Origin of the sequence: Brevibacterium sp. HMSC08F02, from assembly GCF_001807555.1 — a bacterium.
Classification (GTDB): domain Bacteria; phylum Actinomycetota; class Actinomycetes; order Actinomycetales; family Brevibacteriaceae; genus Brevibacterium; species Brevibacterium ravenspurgense.
Genome location: NZ_KV789367.1, coordinates 1 through 9,700 on the forward strand (window position 1 = coordinate 1; position 9,700 = coordinate 9,700).

Below are 9,700 nucleotides of genomic sequence, written 5' to 3' on the forward strand. Positions count from 1 at the left end.
AGCCAGACCAGAACAAAGAAAAAGACGGCTGGGGTTCGTTCCCCAAGAGTTGGGTGGACTTCAACGTACAGACCGGCCAGACCCAGTACTGGTACACCTCCGGCGGAGCTGCGGACCCACGCAAGAAGCCCAGTCCGCTGAGCGTGTCGTTCACGGGCACCCCGATCGTGCCCGAACAGGATTCGCAGCAGCCCAAGCCGAAACCCGACACCGGGGGAGACAGCAAGGAGAAGCCGGGCGGCACCCCGTCAGAAGAAAAGAAGCCATCGAAAACCCCGAAGGGATCAGACGCGACCCTGTTCTGGGCGATCAACAAGGAAAGCAGCGCCGGTGGGTTCGCACCCGGCACCTGCAACTTCCTGTCCGCGGGCGTGTCCCCGGACAGCGGCGGAGCGGTTGTGTGGGACGCACCCGGAAAGCTGTACAAGCCAACAGACGGCAACGTGAAGATCGAAAAGCCCGATGCCTCCGGAAAGTTCCACACCGCGACATGGCAGAACAAGTGTGATGACCGCTACGGCGGGCGAGTCGTAGCAGCCGACAAGAACTCGCACCACGAATCGCGGTTGAACATGGGCGCCGGAAGCATTGACTTCGAGGACGGCGGAATCACTGCCAGCTGGGACGGCGGCTTCACGATCGTGTTCTACTCCGGCATGACCTACTGGTCGGTCGCCGATCCGAAGCTGACAGTCACACAGGACGGCAAGGGCGAGCTGACGGGTACCGCATCCGGCTACGGCGCAGACATGGACGACCTGTCGAAATGGGAGAAGCTGAAGTCCGAAACCATCACGCTGGCGACTTTCTCCGGCCTCGATGTGGGCAAGGCAGTCAAGGACGGTGGATTCACCGTCACCCCCGACTATCTGGGTGTTGAATACAACGCGGGCGACGGTATTACGCCGCAGGACCGCACCGGAAGCGAATGGGGTTCATTCCCCAAGAGCTTTGTCGACTTCAACGTCAAAACCGGGCAGAGCTCCTACTGGTACTCCTCGGGCGGAATTGCAGACGCACGCAAACCCGCGCTGCCGCTGACGGTTGCCTTTGACAACAGCTTCGAGCCCCCAGCGCCAGAACCGGCCAAACCTGGTCAAAGCGCTGCCGGTGCAGGCGCGACCGGTTCAACCGTGCCCGGCTCAAGCACCGTCGGTGGGTCCGGCGTTGGCGGCCCCGGTGCTGCCGGGTCTGGCGGTGGGCCGGGCGCTCTGCCGCAGAGCCCCGATGCTCAGCCGGCAGACGTGGAAGACAAGACCGCTTTCGCTGCCACCGCAGCCGAAGCTCGCCGATCCGAGGGTATGGGCTCAATCAGTGCGAAGAGCTGGGGGCTTGGCGGAGCAACCGCAGCCGCAGGCATTGCCGCAACGGTCGGAATCGGCTGGCTGCTGCGCAGAACTATTGGGCTCGACCCGAGCACTTGGACCTAAACCACTTACAGACAAAAAGAAAGAAACCCCGAAACCGGGCCAACACCTCGTGGAGGAAACATGACCATCACAGTCCCACCCGCGGAAACCGCGTCATTCTCACAGCGACTGCGCGAAGAAACCCAGCGCGAACACAGCGCGGCCGAATCCGAGCGCTTCATTGTCGATCTCATGGGAGGAAAACTCGACCGCGAAGCCTACATTGCGCTGCTGGAACAGTACGCAGTGCTGTATCCGGCACTGGAATCGGCTGTGCAGGCCGCATCATCGGGTTCGGTGCTCGCAATGTTCGACCACCCCGGACTGGCACGCACGCAGGCAATCAATGACGACCTCGACCAGCTGCTCGGCACTGACAGGAAGCCGCCGGTGCCGGTCACAGCAACGCGCCTGCTGGCAGAGCGCTTCCAGTCTGGGCTTGAGCCAGAACAGCTGCTGGCCCACCACTACCTGCGCTACCTGGGTGACCTGTCCGGCGGCTTGGCAATCGGCAGACTGGTCAAGCGGCACTACTCGATCGAAGACGAAGCACTCAACATGTGGCGCTTCCCCGGAATCGACAAGCCGAAGCTGTTCAAGGACGACTACAGGGCCAAGCTTGACGCTGTGTCGCTGAGCGAAGCACAGCAGGAAGCTCTCATCGCCGAAGCCGAAGTTGGCTTCCGCCTGAACAAGGCGATCTTCCGCGAACTCGGAGCAGCGCGCGGACTGTGACCGCTCCCAGCTGACAAGCGTGGTGGGTGTCGAGGTGATGAGCGCTTTGGTGCTGTAGCGCTGCTTCGCCGCGGCGTGCCCCGCTGGGGCCCCACCCCCATACAAAGAACGAGGTGCCGCTCACCTGAGAAGGTGAGCGGCACCTCGTCCTTTTTTCTGTGTTTTTCCTGAAGGGGGTTGCGCACCCCAGCTTTGTATCAGTACATTGTTTTATGTATTGATACGAAAGGAGAGGCGATGCAGACATTCTGGATTGTGATCATCATCGGCGTAGTGCTGGCCCAAGCTCCCTTCACGGGCGGGTTCGGCAAAGTGAACACCAAAGAAATCGATAAGCACGCAGCCAAACAGGGACTCCCGCTTCCAAGTGATCTTCGCCCGGTGATCACCGATCGGCTGGTCGGCCGTGAACGGTCATCGCTCATGTGGGCAATTGGGGGCCTGCTGATCGGCTTCCTCGCAGTGGCTCTCCTTCGGCTGATTGCCGGTTGGGATAACGGAGAAGCCGTTTACGCACCGCTCGTTTTGGGCGGACTCGCGGTGGGAAGCGCCTTCGGCAGTGTGCTGCCGGTGCTGCGCACGACGCCCCTTGCCGAAGACCGCCCGCGGGTGGCCCGCGCAATGCACACAACCGTGCCGGACTACGTCAGCAAGAGCGAAGTGATCTGTTTCTTCCTGGTTCCCGTATCGCTTGTAATCAGCACCGTTGGAATGTGGGTGCTCGCCGCTAAGGTTCCGCACATGCCGGCTGAGTTCGACGGTCGATTTGCTGCTCTGACCGGGGCAAACATTGTGCTTCTGGCCATGTGGGCCGTCATGTTCTACGCCGCTCACAAACTTGTGGCAAGCCCGCAGCACGCAGGGAACGACCTCGAACTGGCATGGGATGACGCAGAACGCACAACAGCCCTGCGTGCACTGGGTGACAACGCGGTGGCCATGGCAGTCGTCGCGGCAATCTTTTCGCTGATCAGCGTTGTTGACGTCGTATCGCGCCCAGCTGTGCGGGAAGGTGCAGAAGACCTGACAATCACGCTCGCCTTCGCAGCTTTCATCATCGGCCTTGTTGCTGCGGCGATGGTCACCCTGCCCCTTCTGCCGGGACGTTTGAACCGCACCCCGTGGCGCAAGCTGTGGCCGAACGCGCCGGCTGAGATCAGCCGGACCTCGGAAGCTGCCGCACCCGGCAACCAGAACCCAGCCGCCGGCGAACAGGGGGAGGGCAAGTAATGCTGCGCATCGACCCCAAGAGTGATGTTCCGCCGTATGAACAGCTGCGCGATCAGCTCATGGTCCAAATCGAATCGGGTCAGCTGCCTCCGGGGGCTCGTCTGCCGGCAGTGCGCCGCCTGGCCGGTGACCTTGGACTCGCCCCCAACACCGTGGCCCGCACGTACCGGGAACTTGAACGCCGCAGCTATGTGCGCACGGCCGGGCGTAACGGAACGATCGTCACGGAAGATTCCCACGATGACGCTGATCCCGCACTGGAGGCCTCCCGCGCTCACGCCAGGGCACTCAGCGCACAGGGCATCGACGTCGACGCAGCAGTCCGACTGCTGCAGCGGGCCTTCGCGGAACTGAAGAAAGGCTGACCGGCCACCGGACTGCCCACCCCAGTACACAGCACGAGGTGCCGCTCACCTGGGAAGGTGAGCGGCACCTCGTGCTTTTCGCTTTCTGTGCTTTTTCTCAAGGATTGTGCGCACGACCAGCGGCGTATCAGGTCCTTGTTTAGTGTGTTGTTACGGAAGGAGAAGCGATGCTGATTGTCTTGATGGCCATCGTCATCGGCGCGATCATGGCCAGGTCCCCGATCACGGGAGGTTTGGCAAGGGCAGACAAAGCTTCGGTCGACAAGCAAGCAGCCAAACGCGAGCTTCCTCTCCCAGACGACCTGCGTCCGGTGATCACAGACCGACTGGTTCGGCGTGAAAAAACGCTGCAGGCGTGGTCGGTGGCGGGCATCATTCTCGGTGCGCTCTCAATAGCCTTGGTCCCGCTGTTCTACGGCTGGGATACGGGAGACACCTTCTGGGTGCCGCTCATCCTGGGTGGGTTCGGGATTGGAAGCATCGTGGGCAGACTGCGTCTGGTGCGGCGGGGAGTGCCATCGCTGCCAGGCCGGTCCCAGGTGGCCCGACCAGTGCGCCAAACCGTGACCGACTACGTCACCACCAGCGAGGTGATCTGCTTCTTCCTGGTTCCCGTATCGATTGTTCTGAATGTGGCCGGAATGTGGATTTTCCTGGGGCTGCTGCCGTATATCCCAGGCGAATTCAACGGACGCTACGACCTTGTGACCGCTGTGAACATTGTGCTCCTGCTTCTGTGGGCGCTCATGCCGTCCGCGGCCCGCAAGTTTGTCGCAACGCCGCAGCATGCCGGCAACGATCTTGAACTGGCATGGGATGACGCAGAGCGCACGTCGATTCTGCGTGCACTGGGTGACGGTGCGGTGGGCATGGCGGCTATCTCAGCGGTGTTTACGCAGGGGGTTGTCGGCGAACTCATTTTGCACCCCCATGTGCGTCCTGGCGCGGAGGATCTGACGAACATGCTTGCCGCCGGGGCTTTCTTCGTCGGGCTGAACTGTGCTGCGCTGGTCATAGTACCCCTTCTGCCGGGACGTCTGAAGCGCACCCCGTGGCGCAAACTGTGGCCGAACGGAGTCGGTCCGAACACCGGTGAACAGGGGTCGGGCAGGTAACGCTTCGGACTGGCGCGGTCCGGCTGCTGAAGCGGGCCAGGTCGGTTTTCACCTACTCTTGGCGCGTCCGGGGTTGGATCAGGTGGTGCTGAGACCAAACTTTGCTCCGGTCTGACGGAGCATCTGGAAGGTGTCTTTCGTGTCGACTCCCATTGCCCTGCAAGCATCGGGAATCAAGACCCTATTTTTGGCTTGGGGCTGAGAGCGTTCGAGAGTGACCACTGTGTGGTTGTGTTCGCGGGCGTAGGCCACCAAAAGGTAGTCGGCGTTGTCGCCTGTGAATTCAGCTAGCGCCGACGGTTTGAAGCTTTTTGAAGCTGCCCAAGTGGTGAGTTCGCCGAAATGCCGTGCAGTGCCTTGATCGATGGGTCGAAAAAACGCTGTATTAGCATTTGCCTACTCGGCGAGATCGTCCTTACCGGTAAGAAGTTCGTCACGGACTGCCTCGATGCTGCACGCTAATGACTGCAGGTGGGCCTGATGGAGCCAGTCCCAGAATCCAGGTGCAATATCGAAGGCGTAGTAACGGTTCTTAGCTTCGATGAGAACGTTGGCGTCCAGGAGGTACATCAGGCCACTCCCAATTCTGTGGCCAGGTTCTCGAAAGTTGCGTGTTTCTTGGTGCCGAGTAAGCGGTAAGCCTCCCGGTAGGTGGTGGACCCTTCGAAAGTACTGGCGATCACCGCTTGGGCGAACTGGCGGCTAAGCCGAAGTGGCTGCGTGTAGTAGTAGTTGCCGCCGCTGCTTTTGTCGCGGCTAGCCGCGAGAATGCCGATCACACGGTTGTGTTCGTTCTTATAGCGCTCACGATAGTCTTCCCAGGTCAGCAGTTGAGCGTCGAAGATGCGCCTGAGTATCACGAGGGTGCTGACTCGGTATTTTCTGGCAAGGCGTTCTAGCTCTTCGGTATCCGCTTCACCGCGGTAGTCATCGAGGAGCGCAGTAAGCGGAACCAGCACCTCGGCGGCAACTTGGTTGCACCAAAGTTCCTCGGCTGCGCCGTGGCTGGTGGCCATAGCGGCATCGGACAGGGCGCTTGTTCCCAGCCATATGTGAGCCAGTTCGTGGATCAAAGTGAAAATCTGTGCGGCCTTGGTATCAGCGCCATTTACAAAGATCAGAGGTACAAGCGGGTCAGCCAGGGCGAAACCGCGGAACTCTTCGGGGTTGAGTTTGCGATGAGTATTCGCTCCGACCACCCCATTGACCATTACCAGCACACCGATGTTTTCGATGCGATCAATGAGACGGCGCAGGGCATCCTGCCAACTGACAAATGTGCTCCGCTCAGGTAGATCAAAGCCAAGCAATTCACGCATCTTGTCCGCCACGAGCACCGGCGACGCTTGGGTCGTTGCGGAGCCGACAAACTCAGGTGCGACTATGCCGTTGTCTTGCGCATAGGTTCGGTACCAGTCTTGGCGGGCCTGGCACAGGTAGATCGTGTCCAGAAGGTCAGCAGACGGCCGGGGGACAGCAGCGTTTCCGATGGTGCGCATGTCTGGGATAGGCACGTCTTCTGCAGGCGGTTCAGACAGAAACAACAGCCCGAAGGGGGTGTGAGTGTCCGCGGCGAACTTTTCCAGCTGCTTCAATGTCGGAATGCGGGAGCCAGAGAGCCACTCATCGAGTTTGGGCGCACGACGTGCGACAGTTTCGTCGTCCCACCCCGCTCTTTCGACTGCCCACTGGAGCAGATCTGGCGCGACTTCAATGTGGACAGTCATTCCGTCACCTCCAATTTCCACTTTCAAGTCGAGATCTGGCTCTGGTTAACAGTCTACGTAGGAGCACTGACATGAACTTTGCCGAGGAACGGCTGCGCAGAGGCGTTGTGGATACTTGGCGGAGTCAGCTGACAGTCTGCTCGTCGAGCTCCACGCGTTCGCGTTCCTGCGCGGGGACGCGGCGTATGAAAACTGCTGCGATGAGTGCTGCGAGTGCCACGAAACCACACGTGATGAAAGCGGCACCCGCACCATCGGCTTGTGCGCCCTGTTCGGAAAGGCCAGAACTGAGTGCACGGGCCTGAGCGGAACCGTAAATCGAGATCATGAGCGCGGTTCCGGCAGCACCGGCCAGCTGCTGCATCGTGTTGAAGATGGCTGAACCGTGACCGTACAGCTGCTTTGGCAGCGATCCCAGTGCCGTGGTCATGACGGGTGTGAAGATCATGGCCAAGCCGACTGAGAAAGCCGTGAAGATCACAGCAATAAACCACGGGCTGGTGTTCTCGCTGACGGAAGCCAATACGAACATGCTGATCACTGCAATCAGCATGCCGGGAATCAGCAGCGGTTTCGGGCCGAAACGGTCAAACAAGCGCCCCGCAACGGGAGAGAGCGCGGCTTCCAGGATGCCGCCGGGCAAGGTGATGAGTCCCGTAACAAGTGCGGTGGCCATCAGACCGCCCTGGATGAACAGAGGCAGAGTGTTCATGAGTCCCAGCAGAGCTGCGAAGAAGCCCATCATGGCAAGAAGGCACAGGGTGAAGTTGAGGTTGGTCAGCGGGCGCAGGTCAAGAAGCGCTTTGCCGTGTTTGCCGCGCACAATCTGGCGCCATACAAACAGCGCAAGACCGATGATGCCGATGACCAGGATGATTACCGGGGTGCGTGCCTCCGGCCCACCAGCAGTGATCACGCTGATCGAGCTCAAACCGTAGACCAGGCCACCGAAGGCGAATACGGACAAGATCATGGACAGCACATCAATGCCTTCGGACGTGCGTTCGCTGGCGTTGGTCAGTTTGACGGCGCCGATAATCGTCGTGATAGTCACCAGCGGCACCATGATGGTGAAGATTCCGTGCCAGCTGGTCACACTGAGAATCAGACCGGCAGCCGTTGGGCCAAGGGCGGGTGCAGCCGCGATGACAACACCGATCAGGCCCATGACGGTGCCGCGCCGGTTGGCTGGAACCATGAGCATCGTGACGGTCATGAGCAGCGGCATGATGATCGCGGTGCCGATTGCTTGGGCAACGCGGGCAAGCAGCATGATCACAAAGTTTGGTGCGAGCGCCGCGCCGATCGTGCCGACCAGGAAGACGATGGTGGCGAAGAAGAACACCGATCGTGTGGTGAACCTGCCCAGAATCCATCCGGTTAAGGGCAGCACGATCGCCATGGTCAGAAGGAATCCGGTGAGGAACCACTGAGCCAGGTCCGCACCGATCCCCAGGTCTTTCATGATGGACGGAAGCGCAACCGCGACGGTGGTTTCGTTCAACATCATGACGAATGCGGTCGACACAAGAACGGTGAGAACCCATTTCACCGTCGACGGAATAGCAGCGTTTGGTGACGTTTCAGGCACGTTGAATAAGCCTTCAGTTTGGATGGCCCCATGATGAGGGGTGACGGCGGCTGCAGAAAGAAGAAGTGCAGCATTCGGATGCTAGCAAGATTTCAGCTCGGCTTGTACGTTACGTGACACGCTTCATGGACAGTGGCTGGGTGGCGGCTTAGGCCGCTGCACGGGGCTTGCCTGGTCCGTGTGACGAAATCATTCACAGAAGACCACCGGAAATCACTGCCGAGCTTTATCGTGAGCGCATGAGCACGCACACACCCCAGTCTTTCCAGCCCCGAGCCAAACGGCCCGACAAATCCGACGCCTCAAGCCTCGATTTCACGACTCAGGCCGTGCACGTCGGCAACGAGATTGATCAAGGTTCGGGCGCCATTCGCACGCCGATTGTTTTGGCGAACTCCTACGCTCTGCCCGAGGACCCATCCAACGTCAGCTGGTCTGGCACCGATGTCCCTCTTTACACCCGCAATTCGGGTGCTAACCAGCTGGCTCTGCAGCAGAAACTGGCAGCACTCGAAGGCGGCGAGGACGCTGTCGCGCTCGCCTCCGGTGTTGCCGCTTTGCACGCGGTGTTCTTCAGCTATCTCAAGTCAGGTGACCACATTGTCGTTGCCGATGTCACCTATGAGGCCACATGGCGCCTGTTCAAAGAACTGCTGCCGCAGAAGTACGGCATTGAAGCCACGTTCGTTGACGCGAGCGACCCCAAAGAAGTCGAAAGCGCCATTCGCCCGAACACACGCTTGGTGCACGTTGAGGTCATCGCGAACCCGACAACCAAGATCACCGACATCCCGAAGATTGCGGATATTGCCCACAAGGCCGGTGCCCTGTTGGTGGTTGATTCGACGTTCACCCCGCCACCCCTGTACCGCCCGCTGGAAGACGGTGCGGACTTGGTGGTGCACTCGCTGACCAAGTACATCAACGGTCACGGCGACGCGATGGGCGGTGCCGTCATCGGCAGCCGCGAAGCCATCCGCCCAATTAAACAGGACGCGATGGTCGATGTCGGCGGCATCATTTCGCCATTCAACGCGTGGCTGATCAGCCGCGGCTCGATCACCCTGCCGCTGCGGCTTCGCCAGCATCTGGACTCCGCCCAGAAGGTGGCCGAGTTCCTTGACGCTGACCCGCGAGTTGCCTACGTCGCCTACCCGGGTCTGAAGTCACACGCACAGCATGAGGTCGCTGCGCGTCTGTTCGGAAACCGCGGCTTCGGCGGTGTTCTGGCCTTCGCCGTTGAAGGAGATTCCGACACCCAGAACCGCTTTGTGGCGAATCTGCGCGTGGTCACCTCCGCGGTATCGCTCGGACATGACGAATCGCTCATCGTGCACGTCGGCACCGAGGGTCCTCGGGTTGCTGCCTACCCACCCGAGTTCCAGAAGTGGGGTCACCTGCGGTTCTCCGTCGGCCTGGAAGCAGCCGAGGACATCATCGGCGATCTCGCAGCGGCTCTCGATGCCACCTTCGGCCCCCTTTCCTAACTGACAAAGCACGAGGTGCCGCTCACCTGGGAAGGTGAGCG

General features: G+C 60.4%; 7 protein-coding genes and 2 pseudogenes. 6 read left to right on the top strand and 3 right to left on the bottom strand.

Annotated features, from left to right (window positions below; all coding sequences use genetic code 11):
- The 5 genes and pseudogenes from HMPREF3172_RS09495 to HMPREF3172_RS09515 all read left to right on the top strand — a co-directional run.
- Positions 1 to 1,430: pseudogene (locus tag HMPREF3172_RS09495) on the top strand (hypothetical protein); the annotation flags it as partial.
- Positions 1,431 to 1,490: 60 nt separating this feature from the next.
- Positions 1,491 to 2,144, top strand: a complete 654-nt coding sequence (locus HMPREF3172_RS09500) for a biliverdin-producing heme oxygenase (protein ID WP_070517061.1) — start codon at positions 1,491 to 1,493, stop codon at positions 2,142 to 2,144.
- A 237-nt stretch (positions 2,145 to 2,381) separates the two neighbouring features.
- Positions 2,382 to 3,374, top strand: a complete 993-nt coding sequence (locus HMPREF3172_RS09505; protein WP_070517063.1) for a hypothetical protein — start codon at positions 2,382 to 2,384, stop codon at positions 3,372 to 3,374.
- Complete coding sequence (locus HMPREF3172_RS09510; protein ID WP_070517066.1) at positions 3,374 to 3,739, top strand: GntR family transcriptional regulator; 366 nt, start codon at positions 3,374 to 3,376, stop codon at positions 3,737 to 3,739. The genes HMPREF3172_RS09505 and HMPREF3172_RS09510 overlap by 1 nt, the downstream gene beginning before the upstream one ends.
- A gap of 167 nt (positions 3,740 to 3,906) precedes the next feature.
- Entirely contained in the window at positions 3,907 to 4,854 is a 948-nt protein-coding gene (locus HMPREF3172_RS09515) for a hypothetical protein (RefSeq protein WP_070517068.1), read from the top strand.
- Between the two features lie 78 nt (positions 4,855 to 4,932).
- Here the strand turns inward: HMPREF3172_RS09515 and HMPREF3172_RS10720 are convergent.
- The 3 genes and pseudogenes from HMPREF3172_RS10720 to HMPREF3172_RS09530 form a co-directional block, all read right to left on the bottom strand.
- Positions 4,933 to 5,424: pseudogene (locus tag HMPREF3172_RS10720) on the bottom strand (DUF4411 family protein).
- Positions 5,424 to 6,581: an ImmA/IrrE family metallo-endopeptidase gene (locus HMPREF3172_RS09525; RefSeq protein ID WP_070517070.1), complete on the bottom strand. Its 1,158-nt coding sequence runs from the start codon at positions 6,579 to 6,581 to the stop codon at positions 5,424 to 5,426. Before HMPREF3172_RS09525 ends, HMPREF3172_RS10720 begins: the two are co-directional and overlap by 1 nt.
- Positions 6,582 to 6,705: 124 nt before the next feature.
- Positions 6,706 to 8,172, bottom strand: coding sequence for an MDR family MFS transporter (locus HMPREF3172_RS09530; RefSeq protein ID WP_070517073.1), 1,467 nt, complete (start codon positions 8,170 to 8,172; stop codon positions 6,706 to 6,708).
- 239 nt (positions 8,173 to 8,411) lie between these two features.
- On the opposite strand from HMPREF3172_RS09530, the gene HMPREF3172_RS09535 reads away from it, so the two are divergent.
- Entirely contained in the window at positions 8,412 to 9,659 is a 1,248-nt protein-coding gene (locus HMPREF3172_RS09535) for a trans-sulfuration enzyme family protein (RefSeq protein WP_070517075.1), read from the top strand.
- Positions 9,660 to 9,700 lie beyond the last annotated feature (41 nt).